Consider the following 19053-nt stretch of genomic DNA (forward strand, 5'->3'; position numbering starts at 1 on the left):
CGGAACGGTGGGCGCGTCAGGTCGCGTCGACCACGCGCTTCTGGATGATGTGCCCGAGCCCGTCGAGGGCCACGAGCTGCGACACCAGGTCCCCCGTTTCCCCTGGCCGCACCGGCCCCACCCACGCGACAGTGACGTAATGGCCGAGCGCCCTGGCCTGCGCGCGGCTGCGTACGGCGTCGAAGGGGACCGCCTGCCGGACGAACCCGTCCTTGGACAGCGCCTTCACCAGCGCGTCGGCGGCCCGCCCGTCGGTGAGGTTGAAGATGACGAACTGCCCCGCCCCCAAGTCGCCCGTGTACGTGGCCCGGAGCACCTGCGTGCAGCCCGCCGCCGAGGCGCCCCAGAGAGCGTCGTCGCAGTCCGCGAGCTGCTCGGCCGAGACGCGGCGCAACCCGCCGAGCGTCGCTGTGGCAGGGGTGAACACCTCGTCCACGGTCAGCGGAGCCGCGTCGCGCTGCCGGGAGTCGATGAGGGAGTAGAGCGCCGAGGTCGGCTCGCCCCGGAAGGTGGACGGCCGGGCCTCGGGCCGAAGGAACAACAGCCAGCCCGCGACGGCGAGCACCGCCACCAGGGCCACGCCCAGCGGGAGCATGACGCGGGCGCGCATCATGACGCCGGCCCGGTGACCGAGACGACCCGGCGGTAGACGGCCTTCTCGGCCCCCCGGAGCGTCAGCGAGAGCGAGACGAAGTCGTCCTTGGGCGTCGGGGCGGCGCCGTCGGCCCGACCGATCCAGACCAGCCCGACGTAGTGGCCCAAGGCGTAGCCCCCTCCCTCGGTGTGAGCTCCCGGCGGGAAGGCGGTCTTGCCGGAGCCGACCGGGCTCGTCCAGCCGCCCCGGTAGAGCGTCTTGAGCGATTCGACCAGCTCGCCGGCGGCCTTGCCGTCGCGCAGGTTGAGCAGGGTGTACTGGCCCACGTAGCGGCCGTCCGGGGTGGTGTAGACACCGCGGGCCGCCTGGCTGCACTCGGCGCCGGCGACCAGGTCGAGGAGTTCGGGGCCCCAGACGGCCGCCGAGCAGTCGGCGTCGAGCTTGCTGCCGGCCAGCTTGAGAGTGAGTTTCTTCTCACCGGTGAGCGTCTTCTGCCCGAAGACCTCCTTCTCGGTGAGCGGTGTGCGGTCCTTGGCCCGGTCGGCGATCGGATCGAACAGCTTGGGCGAGGCCCAGCTGTGGTAGGTCTCGGGCAGCGCCGCGTCGGCCTGCACGATGGCGGCGCCTCGGCGCTGTTCGGGGGTGTACTGGCCCAGCGAGTTGACGAAGGCGACCAGGGCGAACGCCGCGGCCAGCACCCCCACCGCCGACACGATGATCACCAGGAGCTTCTGCTTCTTGGGGTCCATCCCCAGGTCGGTGAGCAGGGGGAACTGCCAGTCGGAGCGCGCGGGGCGCCGGCGCTTGCGGGTCGCCGTTCTGGAGGCCATCACAGCCCACCCGCCCCGATCAGGTTGCCCAGCCCGAACGTGAGCCCGGCCGCCACCACGCCGACGATCAGCTGCCGCAGCCCGGAGTACAGCCAGGAACGCGCGGTCACCGTGGAGACCAACGCCCCCGCCCCGAACAGCGCCAGGCACGAGATGACCGCCGACACCCACAGGCTCGTCACGCCGATCAGGTACGGCACGAGCGGCAGGAGCGCGCCCACGCTGAAGGACAGGAACGACGAGCCCGCGGCCACCTTGGGCGAAGGCAGGTCGTGCAGGTCGACGCCGAGCTCGCTCTGGGTGTGGACCTCCAGGGCCTCGGCGGGGTTCTCGGAGATCTGCCTGGCCACCTCGGCGGCCAGGTCCGGCGCCACGCCTCTGGCGATGAATACCTGGGCGAGCTCTTCCTGCTCGGCCTCGGGGTGGCGTTCGAGCTCACGGCGCTCGACGGCGATCTCGGCCAGGGCCAGCTCGCGCTGGCTGGCCACCGAGACGTATTCGCCACCGGCCATCGAGAAGGCACCCGCCGCCAGGCCCGCGATGCCCGCCAGGGCGATGACCTTGGTGTCGCCGGTGCCGCCCGCGACACCGGCGATGAGCGCGAAGTTGGACACCAGGCCGTCCATCGCGCCGAACACCGACGGCCGCAGCCAGCCGCCGGTGACGTCACGGTGCTGGTGGTGCTGCTCCGCGCCCCCGCTCATCTGGAGTTCTTCTCCTGCTGAACGACCTCCGGGGTCTCTTCCTGCTTCGCGGCCGCGTCGTCCTCGCGGGCGTCATCCTCGTGTACGAGCTCTTCGCGTACGGGCTCCTCGGCGGCGGACTTCTCGCTGGCGGACTCCTCGCTCGCGGACTCCTCCTTCGGCGCGACGTCCTCAGCGACCACCGCGGGGTCCGGAGCATCCGCACGTACGACCTCAGGATCCGGGGTGTCGTCCGGCGCCTTGTCCGCTTCCCCGGCCTCTGAAGCGGCCTCTGAAGCGGCCTCTGAATCAGCAGCGGTGTCGCCCGCCGAGTCGGCCTGGTCCACCCCGTGGGCCGGATCCGGGCCGCTCGCAGCGGCCTCCCGCACCTCGGCCGGGAGGATGAACTCCTCGCTGTCCTTGTTGCGGGTCAGCCAGAAGTAGGCCAGCGCCCCGATGAACACCACGATCGACGTCCACTGGTTCAGCCGAAGCCCCAGGAGTGTCACCGCGTGGTCCACCCCGCCGACGGGGTCGATCCGCAGCCCCTCGATCCAGAACCGCCCCAGCGTGTAGCCGGCGACATAGAGGGCGAACAGCCGCCCATGGTGCAGCGCGAACCGCTTGCCCGCCCAGAGCAGGGCGAAGCCCAGCAGGACATCCCAGATCGACTCGTACAGGAACGTCGGGTGGTAGAGCACCCCCGGCTCGCCCCCGTGCAGCTGGTCGATCTCCAGCCCCCACGGCAGCGTGGTCGGCCCGCCGTACAGCTCCTGGTTGAACCAGTTGCCCCAGCGGCCGATCGCCTGCGCGAAGATGATGCCGGGCGCCACCGTGTCGGCCACCGCGCTGAGGGACAGGCCGCGCCTCCGGCAGGCCAGCCAGACGCCGACGCCGCCGAGCGCGACCGCGCCCCAGATGCCCAGCCCGCCTTCCCAGATGAACAGGGCCTGGTAGGGCTTCTTGATCGCGCGGTCGCCGAAGTAGGTCTGCCAGTCGGTGATGACGTGGTAGAGGCGTCCGCCGATGAGGCCGAAGATCACCGCGGGCACGGAGATGTCGATGATCGTGCCCGCCTGGCCGCCGCGGGCGCGCCAGCGGCGCTCGCTCAGCCAGACGGCGAAGATGACGCCGAGCACGATGCACAGGGCATAGGCCCGGATCGGCACGAATCCGAGATACCAGACCCCTTGAGAAGGGCTGGGAATCGAGGCAAGGGGCATGTCAGGTGAGGGTAGCGGAAGCGGGACTACTTGGCCGCCTTCGTGACCGCATCGCGAAGATCCTTTGGCGCGAAGACGACCTTGTTGTCCAGGGCCGTACCGTTGAGCTTGACGGTCGGCGTGCCGCCCAGCTTCTGCTCCTTCATGACCTTGGCGCTGTAGTCGAGCTGGGCCTGCACGTTCTTCTGGCCGGTGATGCAGGTGTCGATGCCCGCCCCCGTGGCCCCGGCCTGCTTGGCCCAGTCCACCATCTGGTCGGTCTTGAAGCCCTCGACCGTCTCACTGGGCTGGTTCTTGTAGAGCAGGTCGTGGAAGGCGATCCATTGCTTGCCGTCGCTCAGGCAGCGGGCGGCGGCACCGGCCCGCAGGGAGTTGGACTTCGTCGGATCGGTACTGAAGATCGTGATGGGGTGGTAGACGACCTTGGCCTTGCCCTCGGCCGCGAGGTTCCTGAACGTGCTACCGCTCACCTCCTCCATCTGCTTGCAGGCGGGACACTGGAAGTCCTCGAAGATGTCGACGACGGGCTTGGTGACACCGCTCTGGGCCATGGTGACCGAACCGTCGGGGTTCACCGTTGTCGGCGGAAGCTGGCCGCCGGCCTGCTCCGCCTGCGACGTGCTGGCGGCGTACCAGACGCCGAGCCCGACCGCCGCCACCGCGACCACGCTCACGGTCGCGTAGGTGACGGCTTTTCTGCGCCGCTCCCGCACGCGATCGGCGGCCTGCTGCGCCTTGATCTTCTCCCGCGCGGACTTCGCACGGTCCCCCTTGCTCATTGGTCGATCCCCTCTTGTTCATCGTGTACGCGCCCGCCACCCGCCAACCCGAGCGCCGAGTCGAGCGCGAAACGTCCCGGTGGGAAGCGCACGATCCAGGCGCCGAGCACCACGAGACCGAAGTCGCGCAGAATGTCGAGCAGATAGGCCGGCTGCTCCCCCGCCCCGAGCTGTCCGCCGCCCCCGAAGCAGCCGCAGTCGATCCGCAGGCCGTGCGCCCACGCCCAGGCGATGCCGAAGACGAAGGCGAACATGAGCAGCCCACCGATCACCCCGGCGACCCTGGTCAGCAGCCCGACGACCAGCAGCACCCCGACCACGATCTCCAGGATCGGCAGGCCGTAGCCCACGGTCGTGGCGAGCGAGTCGGGCAGCAGCTCGTAAGCCTTGACCGCCACGACGGAGTCGGACGGGTTGCCGATCTTCAGCCACCCGGCCACGATCAGCACCCCGCCCAGGACCAGCCGGGCGACGGTCGTCACCCAGAGTACCGCCGTCCGAGCGTTAAGTGACTGTTTCGACGCGACCACGGCTAGGGCTCCTCTTTCTCTGCGCTGGAAAGCGCACAGTATCGGGAACCCATCTGACCACGCCCGGGATAAGACTCGGTTAAGAGGGTTTTCCCGCGCACGGGCCGTACGCGCTGCTCACGGCGCCGCGGCGAGCGGCCACGACTCACCGAGCACCAACCGCGAACGAACCGACCGACCGCTAACGGCAAAAGCCACAGAGGCCGCAGACGAACCTGACCGACCGCTAACCGCAGACGAACTTGGCGGCGCCCCAGTCCGCGTGGTCGTTGCCGTTGCCGTCGCCGCCGTCGCCCGCCATGAGGTCCACGTACCGGGCTCCGGTGAGGTCGGCGGTCAGCTCGTAGGCCGGATCGGCGGCCCGCAGCACCGGGCTGTGTGCCTTGACCACCCCGTCGGCGACCACGCTGTACTCCACGGACCCCCTGGTGGCCTGGACGTCGTCCACGCCGACGGAGGCTGTGAAGGCCGTACACCGGCCGCCGAGGTAGAAACGGACGTCGGCGGGCGCGTGCGTGCCCAGCCCCTTGGCGAACGTCTGGCCGCCGATCACGATCGGCGTGCCGTCGGCCGCGCCGAGGTCGCCGTTGGACCGGTCACGCTCGACCGGCCCCCAGCCGTTGGCCGCGCTGACCCACTCCAGGTCGCTCGCCCAAGCCTCCGCCGTGGGTGGCGGCGGCAGCGTCCGTACGGTCGTCACCGCGCCGATCGACTTGGCGGCTCCCACCGCGGTGTAGGTGGCGTCGGCCTTCAGCTCGTAGGTGTCATAGGGCGCGTCCGCAGGAGGTGTCACCTTCCAGGTGGTCACCAACTTGCCGCCGGGCTCCACGGTGCGGGACTCCACAGTGCCGGTCTCCACTGGGCCGGACTTCACAGGGCCGGACTTCACTGGGCTGGTCCCGTCCCCGGCGGCGGTCCAGCCCTCGGGTACGGTCATCGTCACCTTGACATCCTGGGCCGCCACGTCCTCCAGGTTGACGAACGTGGTGGTGACCTCGGAGGCCGCGCCCTGCTCGAACGCGGGCGTCGCGGGCACCACGTCCAGCGACGCGCACGTCTGGGCCTCGGGGTCCTCCCCCAGGTCCTTGACGGCGAAGTCGTCGAGGACGAAATCAGCCCCGGCCTGCTCGGGCAGCAGCGAGCGGAGCCCGACCCAGACGTCGCCGCAGCCCGCGACCACCCGCTCGGCGAACCTGCCCGTGCTCCGCCGCTCCGGCACCGGCGTCCGCCGGGTCTCCACGCTGGAGGTGCCCTTGTCGTAGCCGGTCACCCAGGCGTAGGCGTCCGCCAGGGCGCTCTGGTAGCCGAACGACACCTCGTAGGCGTGTCCCGGCTCGAACCGTACGGTCTGCGGCACGGTCCGGTAGACCAGCCCCTGCCGCTCCTCGTGCGCCTTCAGCGACCAGTCGCCGCTGATCACGTCGTCTACGGTCTTGCCGTTCCAGCCGGCCTGCGTGTACGGCTCGTGCCGCTCCGACAGATGCGTACGCGCGTCGAACGCGCCACCGGCGTCACCCTTGACGAACGGGCCCCACCCCGGCTCGGCGGACTCGAACGTCTCGGTCCCACCCGCCGGATCGCTCCTGATGAGCCGTACATCGTCCACCCGCACCTTCGCCGCACCGGCGGCGGCCGTGATCCGCAGCGTGACGGAGTCGCGCGGCGCGGTGAAGGCGACCTTGACGCGCTGGAAGTAGGTGTCGTGCTTCTCGTCGGAAGCGATGTAGTTCTTGGCGGTCGAGCGCTGGATCGTCGCCTTCCGGCCACCGGCCTCCAGCGTGGCCTGCCTGGCCTGTCCGGGTTCGACCTCGACGAACGCCGAGGCGGTATAGGTGCGGCCGGGCTGGAGGCCGGTCAGCCGCTGCTCCAGCCGGGCCTGCGGACCGCCGCCGAGCAGGGCCACGCGCTGGCCGCGCTCGTTCTTCTGGACACTCACCGGGCCGGTGACCTGCCAGTCGCGCAGTCCGTCGCCGTTGAAGCCGGGATCGCGGACGCCGCTCCCCTCGCCCCAGCGAGGGTCGGCCTGGGCGGGCGCCTTGCCGGGATAGAGCACGTACGGCACACCCGCCTCGGCCCGCAGGGTGATCTTGCCATCGGTCGGAGCGGCGACGCTCACCCGGACCCGACCCTGGTCAGTGAGCTTGTAGACGGTCAGCGGCCGGGCGGCGTCCCAGGTGGTGGTGCCGCCGGCCGGGTTGTAGTGGTAGTACTTGCCCGCCCACGGCAGCAGGTACGTCGTGCCGTCGAGCACCTTGTGACCGCCCGCGAACAGCTGGCGCCGGCCGTCCACCACCTTGCCGCGCACGCCTCCGGTGAAGACGATCTCGTCGGGGTTCCAGTCGGTGATCTGGTAGTGCTGCAGGAACTTGGCCGGCAGGTCGTGCTCCCAGATGTTGCGGTAGAAGGCGGTGAAGTCGTTCTGCGCGGTCCAGCCCTCGAACTCGACGATGCGGGCGTTGCCCAGGATGGGGTGGGCGTTCCAGACGTCCTTCTCGCCGTTGCGGATGAACCGGATGATCTGCGAGTTCAGTCCCTTGTTGGTGGCTCCGCCGTAGTTGAGGTCGTTGGCCCAGTGTGACCAGAGAGACGAGCGCTCCAGCTTGTCGGCCCATTCGGTGGCCACCTGCCAGCCCTGACCGCGCAGCTCGATGAGCAGGCGGTCGGCCACCCAGCCGTGCGGGCGGTAGACGTCCACGTACAGGAGGGCCAGATTCCTGTCGGTCTCGGCGCGCAGCCGCTGGAGCCGCTTGGCGAGGGTTCCTCTGGTCAGGTCGCCGCGCTGGTCGATCAGGTACGACTGGTCGAGCCAGTTCCAGCCCTTGGTGTCCTTGTTGACGAGCTGCTCGCTGAAGCTCTTCGCCTCGGGGTAGGACTCGGTGGCGTTGACGTGCACGCCGAACGTCGCGTTCCAGTCCTTGCCGGTCTTGAGCAGGGTGTTGAGGTCGGCCAGGCCGCCGACGCGCTTGTTGTAGTTGCCGCCGTAGTCGGGGTGGGCCGAGTCGTGGCCCTCCGACTGGTACCCCTTGAGCAGGGCCAGCTGGCCCAGGCCGTCGGTGGCCAGCGAGATCCGCTTGACGTCGTCGAGGGTGCGCAGGAACGGGTGGGTGGCCTGGCTGGAGAAGTTGAACGGGATGTGCGCGATCACCCGGTCCTTGGTCTCGTCCGCGCCGGGCGCCTTGACGCCGATGCTCCTGAACGCGACGGCCCCGTCCTGCCAGTCGAGGCCGCCGTCGCCGTTGGCGTCGGGGGTGACCACGACCTTGGCCCACGGCAGATCCTCGGTGAAGGGCGAGCCGGTGCCCCGGTAGGTCCACTGACCGCTCCACACGCCGACCCTGATCCGGCCGCCGTCCTCCTGCCTGGCCTGGTGCCAGAAGCGGGCCGCGTCCTTGTCGGTGACGCCTGAGGGGCGGTCGTAGGTGGAGTTCGACTCGACCGCGGCGGCCAGGGCGCCGGTGTTGACGATGGCGTACGAGGCGCCGATCGGGGCGGCGTCGGGCGCCGTCCCCGGGGTGACGGCGGCGAAGACGTCGGCCGTACGGGTGGAGTTGGGGTCGAGCCTGGTGAAGGCGGTCGCGGCGCCTGGCTGGTCGCTGCTCACCGACACCAGATCGTGCCCTGGCAGGTCGATGGTGTTGACCCGGAACGCCTCGGTGTCGGAGACCGCGTCGATCGCGAAGGTCGTCACCCGGTCCTTGACGCGGATGCTGGCGTCCAGCGTGACGCCCGCCTCGAAGGTCAGCCGGTAGCGGGCGGACGCGCCGTCGGCGCCGCGCAGCGCGACCGTGGCCTCGTACGGCGTGCCGTTCAGCACCACGCCGGGCACGGCGGTGCTGCCGTCGAGTACGGCGCCGCTCGCCTTGTCGGTGTAGCGCAGGATCCTCGGGAAGGCCGGGTCGAGGTCGACGACCAATTGCCCGGAGGAGATCCTGACGGGCTCGGCCACGGTGGTGGGCTCGGGGGTCAGATTCTGCTGCGTGGGGGGCGGGGGCGTGGGGCCGGTGGTCGGCTGGTCGGGCGAGGACAGCTGGTAGGTGGGCGTCGGCTCCGGGTCGGGTTCCGGGGTGGGCTCCGCACCTCGCGCGGAACCCGCAGCACCTCGCGCGGAACCCGCAGCACCTTGCGCGGAAGCCGCGGTGCCTTGTAGGAAACCCGCGGCGTCTTGTGCGGGAGTCTCCGGTACGCGCGTGGCCTGTGCGGGGGCGGCCAGGGCGACGGCCGATAAGACGAGGAGAAGGGCGGCTACCAAGGTAACGGGACTCCGACGCATATATGTCCTTTCACAGGTATGCGTCGTACTGCGTGGGGCCCCGATACCAACAACCCGCCACCGCAACACGCGCCATGGACCGACGCCAGAAATACTGACACTTGTCCAGTTGCGAGTCGCGGTATTTGACAGAAAACGGTTAGGCGCGGGAGCGGACGCCCGCCGCCATCTCCCGGGCCAGCACGCCGATCGACTCACGGCCGGCCGCCTCGTCGGGCGCGTCGAGCATCCGGCGGATGAACGCCGAGCCCACGATGACGCCGTCGGCGTAACCGGCCACCTCGGCCGCCTGCTTGCCGGTGCCGACGCCCAGTCCCACGCACACGGGCAGCGCGGTGTGCGCGCGGGTGCGCTTGACCAGGTCCTCGGCCGCCACGTTGACGGTCTCCCTGGCGCCCGTGACGCCCATCAGCGAGGCCGCGTAGACGAACCCGGTGCAGCAGTCGACCACGGCCTTGATGCGCGCCTCCGTGGAACTGGGCGCCACCAGGAACACCGTGTCGATGCCCGCCGCGGCCGAGGCCGCCCGCCACGGCTCCGACTCCTCCGGCGTCAGGTCGGGCGTGATCGTGCCGACGCCGCCCGCGGCGGCCAGGTCACGTGCGAACCGCTCGGCGCCGTAGCGGTCGATCGGGTTCCAGTACGTCATGACCAGCGTCGCCGCGCCGGTGGCGGCGACTCCCTCGACCGTGCGCAGGACGTCGGCGATCCGGGTGCCGTTGACCAGCGACCGGTGCACGGCGTCCTGGATGGTCGGCCCGTCCATCAGCGGGTCGGAGTAGGGCAGCCCGATCTCGATCACGTCGCAGCCGGCCTCGACCAGGGCGGCGGCCGCGGTGATGGCGCCTTCCTTGGACGGGAAGCCCGCGGGCAGGTAGCCGACCAGTGCGGCCCGGTTCTCCGCCTTCGCCGTGGCGAAAACCGTCTGAAGAGTAGTCATGATCGTCCGTTCTCAGTGGTCAGGGGCCGCATCGCCGCCGTCCTTGCCATGGTGCCATCGGCCGCCGTGCTCGGGCATCTTCCAGAGCCGGTGCGGCGCGAACCCCGGGCCGTCAGAGGTTGAAGTACTTCATCGCCGTGCCCATGTCCTTGTCACCGCGCCCCGAGAGGTTGACCAGGATGGTCGCCTCGGGGCCCAGCTCACGACCGAGCTCCAGCGCGCCCGCCAGGGCGTGTGACGACTCGATGGCCGGGATGATGCCCTCGGTCCTGGCCAGCAGCGAGAACGCGGCCATCGCCGCGTCGTCGGTCACACCGTGGTAGACCGCCCGCCCGGTGTCCTTGAGCCAGGCGTGCTCGGGCCCGACGCCCGGGTAGTCGAGACCGGCCGAGATCGAGTGCGACTCGATCGTCTGGCCCTCCTCGTCCTGCAGGACGTAGGTGCGCGAGCCGTGCAGCACGCCGACGGAGCCGGCGGTGAGCGTGAGCGCGTGCTCGCCGCTCTCCAGGCCGTGGCCGGCGGCCTCGTAGCCATGCAGCTGGACGCCCTCGTCGCCGATGAAGGCGTGGAAGATGCCGATCGCGTTGCTGCCGCCGCCGACGCAGGCGGCGACCGCGTCGGGCAGCCGGCCGGTCAGCTCCAGCATCTGGCGGCGGGCCTCGACGCCGATGATGCGCGCGAAGTCGCGGACGATCTCGGGGAACGGGTGCGGGCCGGCGATGGTGCCGAACAGGTAGTGGGTCGTGTCGACGTTGGTGACCCAGTCGCGGAACGCCTCGTTGATGGCGTCCTTCAGCGTCTGGGAGCCGTTGGTCACCGGCACCACCGTGGCGCCGAGCAGCTTCATCCTGGCCACGTTGAGCGCCTGGCGCTCGCAGTCGACCTGGCCCATGTAGATGACGCACTCCAGGCCGAGCAGGGCCGCCGCGGTGGCGGTGGCCACGCCGTGCTGGCCCGCGCCGGTCTCGGCGATCACTCGCTTCTTGCCGAGCCGCTTGGTCAGCAGCGCCTGGCCGAGCACGTTGTTGATCTTGTGGGCGCCGGTGTGGGTGAGGTCCTCGCGCTTGAGGATGATCCGCGCGCCGCCGGCGTGCTCGGCGAAGCGCGGCACCTCGGTCAGCGTGGTCGGCCTGCCCGCGTACGTACGCAGCAGGTGATCGAACTCGCGCAGGAACTCGGCGTCGTTCTTGGCCTTCTCGTAGACCGCGGCGACCTCGTCGAGGGCCGGGATGAGCGCCTCGGGAACGTAACGCCCGCCGAAGATGCCGAACTTGCCGTGCACGTCGGGGTCGTTGCCGTAGGCGCCGTTACCTGCCAGGTCGGCGGCGGTGAGAATGGTGCCGTCGTTTGCCACTGCTATCCCTCTGCTCCGTGGTCGGGGCGCGTCGCGGGGTGGGCGCCCGCGGTCACCAGCGCCTCCACGGCCTTGCGTGGATCCTTGCCGGTGACCAGGCTCTCGCCCACCAGGACGGCGTCGGCGCCGACCCGTGCGTAGGCGAGCAGGTCATGCGGACCCCGCACGCCCGACTCCGCGATCTTGATCACATTATCGGGGACCTTCGGCGCCAGCTTGGCGAACACGTCGCGGTCGACCTCGAGTGTCTTCAGATTGCGGGCGTTGATCCCGATGATCCGGGCGCCGGCCGCTACCGCCCGCTCCAGCTCCTCCTCGGTGTGCACCTCGACCAGCGGGGTGAGCCCGATGGACTCGGCCCGCTCGATCAGCGACACCAGGGCCTCCTGCTCCAGGCAGACCACCATCAGCAGCGCCAGGTCGGCGCCGTGGGCCCTGGCCTCCCACAGCTGGTAGGAGGTGAGGATGAAGTCCTTGCGAAGGATCGGGATGTCGACGCGGGCACGGACAGCGGCCAGGTCTTCGAGGCTGCCGCCGAACTTGCGGCGTTCGGTCAGCACGCTGATGACGTGGGCGCCGCCCGCCTCGTAGTCGGCGGCCAGCGCGGCCGGGTCGGCGATGGCGGCCAACGCGCCCTTGGACGGGCTGGAGCGCTTCACCTCGGCGATCACCGAGATCCGGTCGCCGCCGAGCGCGGCGAGCGCGTCTTTGGGCCCCGAAGCCCGCTCGGCCCGCTGCTTGAGCTCGTCAAGCGACACGGCCTGCTGACGGGTGGCGAGGTCGGCGCGCACCCCGTCGAGGATGTCGTCGAGGACGCTCGGCCCTTCGGTCCGCTCACTCACGCGCTTGGGGTCCCTCCGGTCGGCAGTTGGGGGCGGCAGAGAGTTCGCATCGCGTCCGCTCCCGGCCTGTCTTGCGATGGTATCGGCCCCGACGTGGTCACCTCACCACAGGCCCCCGACTACGGCGCGAGAAACGCCCCGAATGGCAGGTTTCGGACCACCCAGTACACCAGCACTATGCCGAGAAACGCCCAAAGCCAAGCTGGATGCGCGAGTGTCGTCCGCCTGGGCTTGCCCTGCCAGGCGCGGACCAGCCAGCGCCCCCACCAGAACAGCAGAAACGGGATCATCGCCATGGCGAGCGGGTTGAGGCCGAGCGCGGTCACCGGGTCGAGGTGGGCCAGCGCGTGGATGGTGCGCAACGTACCGCAGCCCGGACAGTAGAGGCCGGTGGCCCACAGGAACGGACAGGTCGGATAGTGGCCCGGCTGGTTGGGGTCGATCGTGCCGACGACCGCGAACACCGCCCCCGCCGCGGCGGCGACGCCGAGCGGCGCGAGCACGGACCGGAGCCGGTCGGTGCCGCGCCGCTCGAAGTTCGCGATGTCCATCAGTATCCGGAGGTCGACGTGTTCGCGGCGACGATCACGAAGAGCAGGATGTAGCCGATGACGATGAGGATGTTGATGATCGCGCCGAAGATCAGCGCGCGCTTCCACCACGTCTTGGCCTCTTCCGAGGACTGCATCGCGCCCTGGTAGTCACCGGCCTGCCACTTCGAGTTCACCTGCGACGACTTGACAATCGACACGATACCGAAGGGAAGGCAGCAGAACAGCGTCGTGAGGATGGCCGCGACCAGGTGGTTGTCCGGCGGGCTCTGCGGCGCGCCGTAACCGCCGGGCTGACCGTAACCGCCACCGGGGGGCGGGCCGTAACCGGGAGGCTGGGCGCCGTAGCCGCCACCGCTCGGGGGCTGCTGACCATAGCCACCCCCGCTGGGCGGCTGCTGACCGTAACCACCGCCACCACTCGGGGGCTGCTGACCGTAACCACCGCCACCGCTGGGCGGCTGCTGACCATAGCCACCGCCACTGGGCGGCTGCTGACCGTAACCACCGCCACCACTCGGGGGCTGCTGACCGTAACCGCCGCCGGGCGGCTGGGCGCCGTAACCGCCGTCGCCCTGGTTTCCGTAGCTCATGCTGATGACTCCTCAATCTGTGGCGCGTTGCGCGCGGCAGCCTAGCGACAAACCACTATCGACGTGGAATAACGTCCACGTTGCGGACAATTTGTAACCGACTGGATGCCCTGTGGGTCAGTAGTTTCCAGTCGTGGTGGCGGTCGCGAGCCCCACGAAGGTCAGCCAAATACCGCCGAACACGAGCCAGAGAATCGCCCAGAGCACGATCGTGATGTACGAGGTGATCAGGCCGCCCATGGCCATGCCCTGGCCCTCTTCGCCCGTGCGCTTGATGCGGTTGAGGGCGATGTGACCGACGATGGCACCGGGGATGCTGGTCAGGCCGCAGAACAGCAGCCCGACGATGCCCAGGACGAGCGAGGCGACGGCCAGGCCGCTGGTGTTCCTCTGCGGGGCCCCGTACGCGCCGTAGCCGGGTTGCCCGAAGGCGCCCGGCGACTGCTGACCGTACGCATATTCGCCGGACGGCTGCTGGCCGTAGCCGTAGTCGCCGGACGGCTGCTGACCGTAATAACCGCTCGGGGGCTGCTGACCGTAACCCGGAGACTGACCGTAGCCCGGAGATTGGCCGTAACCGGGAGACTGACCGTAGCCCGGAGGCTGGCTCTGGCCCGGAGGCTGTCCGTAGCCTCCGCCGGGCGGCTGCGCGCCGTAACCCCCGCTGTTGCCCTGATCCCCGTAGCTCATGCCACTGGCACCTCATCCCCTCTTGGCCCGTTGCAGAGGCAGCTTATTGACGAAACGCGCGCCGGTCTGGCAACGGTTCAGACCGTGGACTTTTTGTGATGAGCCCGCGACGGGGACGGGTCGCGCGGCTAGGTCGGGTCGTCGCCGCGGTCCAGGGCGTCCCACATGGAGCGGTCGCCGGTGGTCTCGGGACGCTCGCGGGTGTACTTGGCGGACATGCCGGCCCAAGCGCCACCTCGTACGACGGCCACAACGCCACCCGCGACCATCAGCACCGCCCCGAGGCCGCACACCACGGGCCAGAGCGGCACCACGTCCCACTGGATCGCGCCGGTCGCGCGCATGACGTTCCGCTCGCGCAGCCAGCTCAGCACGCCGCTCCCGCCGGCCGCCTGCCACGCGCCGAGCCCGGCGCCCACACCGCACAGGGCCAGCAGCACTCCGATCACCCGGCGACCGGCTCCCTTGGTGGCCAGCACGGCCACCACCCCGGCCAGCCCGGCCAGGGCCAGGGGCGTCAGAACCGGACTGAGGTCACCGCCGCTCGGCACGGTCATAGCCCCTGTGCCGGCACCGCGCACGTTCGTCACCCACGCCCGACCCGCGGCGACCAGCACCAGCACACAGCCGAGCGCCGTCACCACCAGCCAAGCGGTCAACTCCCGCCGCCCCCGCCGAGCCGCGACCTCACCCGGAGACCCGCTCTGCTCCCCGGCTTCGGACACGTCACCCGTCGGAGACACGTCCGGCGCCGCCCCGCCTGTCCCGGCCACGACCTCCGACTGAGTCTCGGGCTCCCGGCCGCTCAACTCGGGCATGGCCTCCGGCTCAGGGCGAGTGGCCGGCCCGGATCCGGTGACCGACTCGGATCCAGTGTCCGGGTCAGGTCCGGTGGCCGTCATGGTGTGATCGTCACCTCGAGCGTGTCGGCGTCGAAGCAGGTGTGGTCGCCCGTGTGGCAGGCCGCTCCCACCTGGTTCACCTTGAGCAGCACCGTGTCACCGTCGCAGTCGAGCGACACCGCCTTGACGTGCTGCACGTGCCCCGACGTGTCCCCCTTCACCCAGTACGCCCCCCGGCTGCGCGACCAGTAGGTGGCCCGGCCCGTGGTGAGGGTGCGATGCAGCGCCTCGTCGTCCATCCAGGCGAGCATCAGCACTTCGCCTGAGTCGTACTGCTGGACGATCGCGGGCACCAGCCCGTCGCCGTTGCGCTTGAGTCTCGCGGCGATCTTGGGGTCAAGGGACATGTCGTCATTCAACCAGCCGGAGCGGCCGCTCCCCGAATCGACGGTGGCACAGCCGCAGTTCCGGCCTGCCGTCTCCAGCGTGGCCAAGCGGCCGGTCACTGGCCACACGACCGTCTCGATCCCTGTGACGGTCAGTCGTGGCTGGCGTCCCTTTGGAGGGACACCCCCTTCGGGGGAGCGGAAGAAGCGGCCCGTCGTGGCAGAGCCCCCAAGAAAGGGCACCCCCTTCGGGAAGGGGAAGAAACGGTCTGGTCCCCAGGGAGAGACGCCCCTCCGGGAGAGCGGAAGAACGGATACCCCGTGAACGGGCACCGCCCCCGAGGATCTAGTCGAGTGCCTGCGACAGCGTCTCGTAGATCGGGAACAGCGGTGCGATGTTGGTCCGGCGCAGGCGCCTCAGGACCTGGCCGTCCGTGGCGACCAGCGCCATGGTGCCATCGCGATCCCGCAAAGCGGCAAGCTGGCGAACCAGCACCCCCAAGCCCGATGTGTCGATGAAGGTCAGGTTGCTCAGGTCGACGACCAGGCGCGGCCCGTGTGTCGCGACCGCCTCGTCGAAACATTTGCGGACCTTTGACACGTTGTCCGCGTCGACCTCGCCCGCGAGGCTGACGACCACGAGCTCGCCATGTCGGCGCCGCGTCATCTCCAGCACATCCACGCCCATGCTCCTCATGACTCCGCCACTAGCGGCCCCCGCGGAAAAGGTACACCGGGACGCGCCACGTTACCGAGGGTTTTGCGAAGAACGCATTACGTAATGATGCGCGGCGGAGTATTTTCTGTGCGACGCCCGGCAGACGCACGGCAGGGGGAGGGACGATCGTGGTGGACGTCGCGGGTTCCGTCCTCGATCCCGACCTGGGCGATCACGTCTGCCTGCCGTTCCAGGGCGATCGTGAGCGGATGGCCGCGACCAGGGCGTTCACGGCGAACGGGCTGCGCCGCCGGACCAAAGTGGTGATCATCACCCACACCGACACGCCGGAGCGGACGCGGGAGTGGCTGGCGCCGCTCGTGCCGGGGCTGGCCGCGGCGGAGGCGGCGGGGCGGGTCGAGATCACGGCGTGCGCGGGCGCGGACGGGGCCACGTGGCTGCTGGGCGTACTGGTCGCGGCTGGCGAGCAGGCCAGGGAGCAGGGGCATCGCGGTGTCTACGCGCTGGTCGACGCGGCCTGGGGGGTGCGGGACGCGGCGGGGCGGGAGGGGTTCGAGGCGGCGGTCAACGCGCTGTTCGGCGAGCGGTGGCTGGCGGCTGTGTGCCAGTACGATCGCGGGCTCTACTCGGCCGCGGCCGTCAACCGGGCGGCGGCCATCCACCCGATCGCGCCGGGGCAGGCGCTGCTGCGGTTCGTCAACATGCGCCCGCAGCCGGGGCTGCTGCTGTCGGGTGACATCGACATCACCAACCGGCTGGCGTTCGCCTCGGTGCTGACCCAGCTGGAGGCGGTGGCGGCCGAGGTGGTCATCGACGCGACGGGGCTCGACTTCATCGACGCCGGGTCGGCCCAGTTGCTCGCGCTGACGGCGCTGGCACGCGCCGCCGCCCACCACCATCGCACGGTGGTGGTGTGCCGCGGGACGGTCGCGCGCGTGCTGCGGCTGATCAGGGCCGACGAGGTCATCGCCGTCCGCCGGGCCGTCGATGGGTAGACAGGTCCTCTGTACGGGGTTCGCGCAGGGGCGGATCACTGCCCTGCGCAGATTGGTCACCGAGCGCGCGGCCGGGGAGGGTCTGGCGGGCAAGCGGCTGGAGGACTTCGTGCTGGCCGTCAACGAGATCACCACGAACGCCGTGCTGCACGGCGGCGGCAGCGGACGGCTACGGCTGTGGTGGCACGACGACCGGCTCTGGTGCGAGGTGACCGATGAGGGGCCGGGCCTGCCGCCCGGCTGGACGGGCGCCTCTCACACTCCGCCGGGGGACGAGCCGCGCGGGCGCGGGTTGTGGCTGACCAGGCTGCTGTGCGACCAGGTCACCGTCGTCTCCGGCCCGGGCGGCACCAGCGTACGCTTCGCCGCCGCCCAGGAATAAGCCCCGCGATGAGCCCGACCGCCCAGGAATGAGCCCGATCGCACCAAAAGAATCGCACCAAAAGAGCAACACGCTACGAATGGGCGGCCGACACCCAGGAGGCGTGCAGGTCGGCGTACACGCCCGGCTCCGTCACCAGCTCGGCGTGCGGCCCCCGCTGCACCAGCCGCCCCGCGTCGAAGACGAGCACCTCGTTCGCGTTCTCGGCCGTCGACAGCCGGTGCGCGATCGAGATCGCCGTCCGCCCCCTGGTGACACCTTCGAGCGCCCGCGCCAGTCGTACCTCCGTAGCCGGGTCGACCGCCGAGGTGGCCTCGTCGAGCAGCAGCAGATCGGGGTCGGCCAGGTAGGCGCGGGCGAGCGCGACGAGCTGGCGTTCGCCCGCCGAGAGCGACTCGCCGCGCTGGCCCACCGGGGTGTCGAGGCCGACGGGCAGGCCCTCCAGCCAGTCGGCCAGGCCGAGCTCGGTCATGGCCAGCAGGATCTCCTCGCGCGTGGCGGCGGGCCGGCCGTAGCGGACGTTCTGCTCCAGGGTGCCGTCGAACAGGAAGCCGTCCTGCGGCACCATCACGATGCGCTCACGCAGCGAGGAGAAGCGCACGTCGCGCAGGTCGTGGCCGTCGACGGTGACGCGGCCCGCGACCGGGTCCATGAGGCGGGTGAGCAGTTTGGCGAACGTGGTCTTGCCGGAGCCGGTCTCGCCCACGATCGCGATGCGCGAGCGCGGCGGGATGGACAGCGTGACCTCGCGTAGTACGGGGACGCCGCCGGGGTAGTTGAAGTGCACGTCCTCGAAGGCGACGGAGATCGGACCGCGCGGCAGGTCCACGCCGGAGTCGCCGGGGTCGGCCACGTCGGGCGGGGTGTCGAGGACGCCGAGGATGCGCCGCCAGCCGGCGACCGCGTTCTGGGCCTCGTTCAGCACCTCGGTGGCGGTCTGCAGGGGCGAGACGAACAACGTGACGAGGAACAGGAACGCCACCAGCCGCCCGGCCGTGATCTCGCCCGACAACCCGAGCCGGACACCGAGCAGGACGATCCCGGAGATGGCCACGGCGGCCACGATCTCGGTCAGCGGGAAGACGAACCCGACGATCGTCTGCGCCTTGATCTGCGCGGACCTGTTGGCGTCGACGGCGGTGTCGATGCGGTCGGAGGTGCGCCGCTCGGAGGCGTACGCCCTGATGACGGCGGCGCCGACGACGGACTCGCTGACGGCGGCGAGCATGTCGCCGGTCCGCTCGCGGACGGTGGTGTAGGCGCCGGACAGCCAGCGCTGGAAGCGCGGCAGCGCGATCACCAGCGGGATGAAGCAGGCCCAGACCAGCAGCGTGAGCTGCCAGGAGTAGATGAACATCAGCACGCTGGCCACGAGCACCTGGCCGAACGCCACGATGATCATCAGCCCGCCCCATTGCATGAACGTGCTGATCTGGTCGATGTCGTTGGTGACGCGGGAGACGAGGGCGCCGCGGCGCTCGGTGTTCTGGGTGAGGACGGACAGGTCGTGCACGTGACGGAAGCCGCGGACCCGCAGGGTGGCCAGTGAGGACTCGGTCGCCTTGTAGAGGCGAACGTTCATGACATATCCGGCGAGGGCGGTCAGGATCACGGCGGCGGCGCACAGGGCGACGGCCCGCCAGATGTACGGCAGGTCGGGGGTGCCGCCCTTGAGGCCGGTGTCGATGGTCTGCTGCACCGCGATCGGCACGATGATCTTGCCACCGGTGGCGATGACGGCCAGCGCCAGCGTCCCGGCCAGGCCGCTGCGGAACTCCGGCGTGAGCGAGAACCCTTGGCGGATCGTGGCCAGCGCCGACCGCTCGGCGTTGCCGCGGATGCCTGTCTCCACGCTCATGCGCTGACTTCCCGCCCGGCGTTGCCGGGGA

At 70.4% G+C, this 19053-nt stretch carries 19 protein-coding genes; 2 read left to right on the forward strand and 17 right to left on the reverse strand.

Features of this window, described 5'->3' with window-relative positions:
- Positions 1–16 precede the first annotated feature (16 nt).
- The 16 genes from AB0L53_RS01855 to AB0L53_RS01930 all read right to left on the reverse strand — a co-directional run bounded on the left by AB0L53_RS01855 (position 17) and on the right by AB0L53_RS01930 (position 15790).
- The gene (locus tag AB0L53_RS01855) at positions 17–613 is read right to left on the reverse strand and encodes a hypothetical protein (protein ID WP_363988910.1); all 597 of its coding nucleotides are present in this window, start codon (positions 611–613) and stop codon (positions 17–19) included.
- Entirely contained in the window at positions 610–1425 is an 816-nt protein-coding gene (locus tag AB0L53_RS01860; protein WP_363988912.1) for a hypothetical protein, read from the reverse strand. Before AB0L53_RS01860 ends, AB0L53_RS01855 begins: the two co-directional genes overlap by 4 nt.
- Entirely contained in the window at positions 1425–2129 is a 705-nt protein-coding gene (locus tag AB0L53_RS01865) for a VIT1/CCC1 transporter family protein (protein WP_363988915.1), read from the reverse strand. The genes AB0L53_RS01860 and AB0L53_RS01865 overlap by 1 nt, the downstream gene beginning before the upstream one ends.
- On the reverse strand, positions 2126–3331 hold the full coding sequence (gene lgt / locus AB0L53_RS01870) for a prolipoprotein diacylglyceryl transferase (RefSeq protein WP_363988918.1): 1206 nt from the start codon (positions 3329–3331) through the stop codon (positions 2126–2128). The genes AB0L53_RS01865 and lgt overlap by 4 nt, the downstream gene beginning before the upstream one ends.
- A 26-nt stretch (positions 3332–3357) precedes the next feature.
- Positions 3358–4110, reverse strand: a complete 753-nt coding sequence (locus tag AB0L53_RS01875) for a thioredoxin domain-containing protein (RefSeq protein ID WP_363988921.1) — start codon at positions 4108–4110, stop codon at positions 3358–3360.
- On the reverse strand, positions 4107–4592 hold the full coding sequence (locus AB0L53_RS01880) for a MauE/DoxX family redox-associated membrane protein (RefSeq protein ID WP_363988923.1): 486 nt from the start codon (positions 4590–4592) through the stop codon (positions 4107–4109). Before AB0L53_RS01880 ends, AB0L53_RS01875 begins: the two co-directional genes overlap by 4 nt.
- Positions 4593–4866: 274 nt before the next feature.
- Entirely contained in the window at positions 4867–8889 is a 4023-nt protein-coding gene (locus tag AB0L53_RS01885; RefSeq protein ID WP_363988926.1) for an endo-alpha-N-acetylgalactosaminidase family protein, read from the reverse strand.
- Positions 8890–9049: 160 nt separating this feature from the next.
- Positions 9050–9850 (reverse strand): tryptophan synthase subunit alpha, encoded by an 801-nt coding sequence (gene trpA, locus AB0L53_RS01890; protein WP_357945518.1) that lies wholly within the window; start codon positions 9848–9850, stop codon positions 9050–9052.
- A gap of 112 nt (positions 9851–9962) precedes the next feature.
- Positions 9963–11168 (reverse strand): tryptophan synthase subunit beta, encoded by a 1206-nt coding sequence (gene trpB, locus AB0L53_RS01895; RefSeq protein WP_358438981.1) that lies wholly within the window; start codon positions 11166–11168, stop codon positions 9963–9965.
- Positions 11169–11206: 38 nt separating this feature from the next.
- A complete protein-coding gene (gene trpC, locus AB0L53_RS01900; RefSeq protein ID WP_225291735.1) occupies positions 11207–12046 on the reverse strand; it encodes an indole-3-glycerol phosphate synthase TrpC in 840 nt (279 codons plus the stop codon).
- A gap of 119 nt (positions 12047–12165) precedes the next feature.
- A complete protein-coding gene (locus AB0L53_RS01905) occupies positions 12166–12597 on the reverse strand; it encodes a DUF2752 domain-containing protein (RefSeq protein ID WP_357945515.1) in 432 nt (143 codons plus the stop codon).
- Positions 12597–13190 carry a CD225/dispanin family protein gene (locus tag AB0L53_RS01910; protein WP_357945512.1) on the reverse strand — a complete coding sequence of 198 codons (594 nt, stop codon included), beginning with the start codon at positions 13188–13190 and terminating at the stop codon, positions 12597–12599. The genes AB0L53_RS01905 and AB0L53_RS01910 overlap by 1 nt, the downstream gene beginning before the upstream one ends.
- Positions 13191–13307: 117 nt before the next feature.
- Positions 13308–13880, reverse strand: coding sequence for a DUF4190 domain-containing protein (locus tag AB0L53_RS01915; protein ID WP_363988931.1), 573 nt, complete (start codon positions 13878–13880; stop codon positions 13308–13310).
- Positions 13881–14008: 128 nt separating this feature from the next.
- Complete coding sequence (locus AB0L53_RS01920) at positions 14009–14782, reverse strand: Trp biosynthesis-associated membrane protein (protein WP_363988933.1); 774 nt, start codon at positions 14780–14782, stop codon at positions 14009–14011.
- The gene (gene hisI, locus AB0L53_RS01925; RefSeq protein WP_358181022.1) at positions 14779–15129 is read right to left on the reverse strand and encodes a phosphoribosyl-AMP cyclohydrolase; all 351 of its coding nucleotides are present in this window, start codon (positions 15127–15129) and stop codon (positions 14779–14781) included. The genes AB0L53_RS01920 and hisI overlap by 4 nt, the downstream gene beginning before the upstream one ends.
- A 325-nt stretch (positions 15130–15454) precedes the next feature.
- Positions 15455–15790, reverse strand: a complete 336-nt coding sequence (locus tag AB0L53_RS01930; protein WP_358538132.1) for an STAS domain-containing protein — start codon at positions 15788–15790, stop codon at positions 15455–15457.
- Between the two features lie 164 nt (positions 15791–15954).
- Here AB0L53_RS01930 and AB0L53_RS01935 point away from each other — a divergent pair, with 164 nt between their 5' ends.
- Positions 15955–16782, forward strand: coding sequence for an MEDS domain-containing protein (locus AB0L53_RS01935; RefSeq protein WP_363988937.1), 828 nt, complete (start codon positions 15955–15957; stop codon positions 16780–16782).
- The gene (locus tag AB0L53_RS01940; protein WP_358538136.1) at positions 16775–17164 is read left to right on the forward strand and encodes an ATP-binding protein; all 390 of its coding nucleotides are present in this window, start codon (positions 16775–16777) and stop codon (positions 17162–17164) included. The genes AB0L53_RS01935 and AB0L53_RS01940 overlap by 8 nt, the downstream gene beginning before the upstream one ends.
- Before the next feature lie 73 nt (positions 17165–17237).
- Here AB0L53_RS01940 and AB0L53_RS01945 read toward each other — a convergent pair whose 3' ends face one another.
- On the reverse strand, positions 17238–19022 hold the full coding sequence (locus AB0L53_RS01945; protein WP_363988940.1) for an ABC transporter ATP-binding protein: 1785 nt from the start codon (positions 19020–19022) through the stop codon (positions 17238–17240).
- Positions 19023–19053: the final 31 nt, after the last annotated feature.

The sequence above is a fragment of the Nonomuraea sp. NPDC052129 genome (genome assembly GCF_040680095.1).
Lineage (GTDB): Bacteria > Actinomycetota > Actinomycetes > Streptosporangiales > Streptosporangiaceae > Nonomuraea.

Excerpts from the sequence above, each read along its gene's own strand:
- trpA (WP_357945518.1), bottom strand. The coding sequence starts at position 9,850 with ATGACTACTCTTCAGACGGTTTTCGCCACGGCGAAGGCGGAGAACCGG.
- AB0L53_RS01915 (WP_363988931.1), bottom strand. The coding sequence starts at position 13,880 with ATGAGCTACGGGGATCAGGGCAACAGCGGGGGTTACGGCGCGCAGCCG.
- AB0L53_RS01940 (WP_358538136.1), top strand. The coding sequence starts at position 16,775 with ATGGGTAGACAGGTCCTCTGTACGGGGTTCGCGCAGGGGCGGATCACT.
- AB0L53_RS01905 (WP_357945515.1), bottom strand. The coding sequence starts at position 12,597 with ATGGACATCGCGAACTTCGAGCGGCGCGGCACCGACCGGCTCCGGTCC.
- AB0L53_RS01860 (WP_363988912.1), bottom strand. The coding sequence starts at position 1,425 with ATGGCCTCCAGAACGGCGACCCGCAAGCGCCGGCGCCCCGCGCGCTCC.
- hisI (WP_358181022.1), bottom strand. The coding sequence starts at position 15,129 with ATGTCCCTTGACCCCAAGATCGCCGCGAGACTCAAGCGCAACGGCGAC.
- AB0L53_RS01945 (WP_363988940.1), bottom strand. The coding sequence starts at position 19,022 with ATGAGCGTGGAGACAGGCATCCGCGGCAACGCCGAGCGGTCGGCGCTG.
- lgt (WP_363988918.1), bottom strand. The coding sequence starts at position 3,331 with ATGCCCCTTGCCTCGATTCCCAGCCCTTCTCAAGGGGTCTGGTATCTC.
- AB0L53_RS01865 (WP_363988915.1), bottom strand. The coding sequence starts at position 2,129 with ATGAGCGGGGGCGCGGAGCAGCACCACCAGCACCGTGACGTCACCGGC.
- AB0L53_RS01855 (WP_363988910.1), bottom strand. The coding sequence starts at position 613 with ATGATGCGCGCCCGCGTCATGCTCCCGCTGGGCGTGGCCCTGGTGGCG.
- AB0L53_RS01875 (WP_363988921.1), bottom strand. The coding sequence starts at position 4,110 with ATGAGCAAGGGGGACCGTGCGAAGTCCGCGCGGGAGAAGATCAAGGCG.
- AB0L53_RS01910 (WP_357945512.1), bottom strand. The coding sequence starts at position 13,190 with ATGAGCTACGGAAACCAGGGCGACGGCGGTTACGGCGCCCAGCCGCCC.
- AB0L53_RS01920 (WP_363988933.1), bottom strand. The coding sequence starts at position 14,782 with ATGACGGCCACCGGACCTGACCCGGACACTGGATCCGAGTCGGTCACC.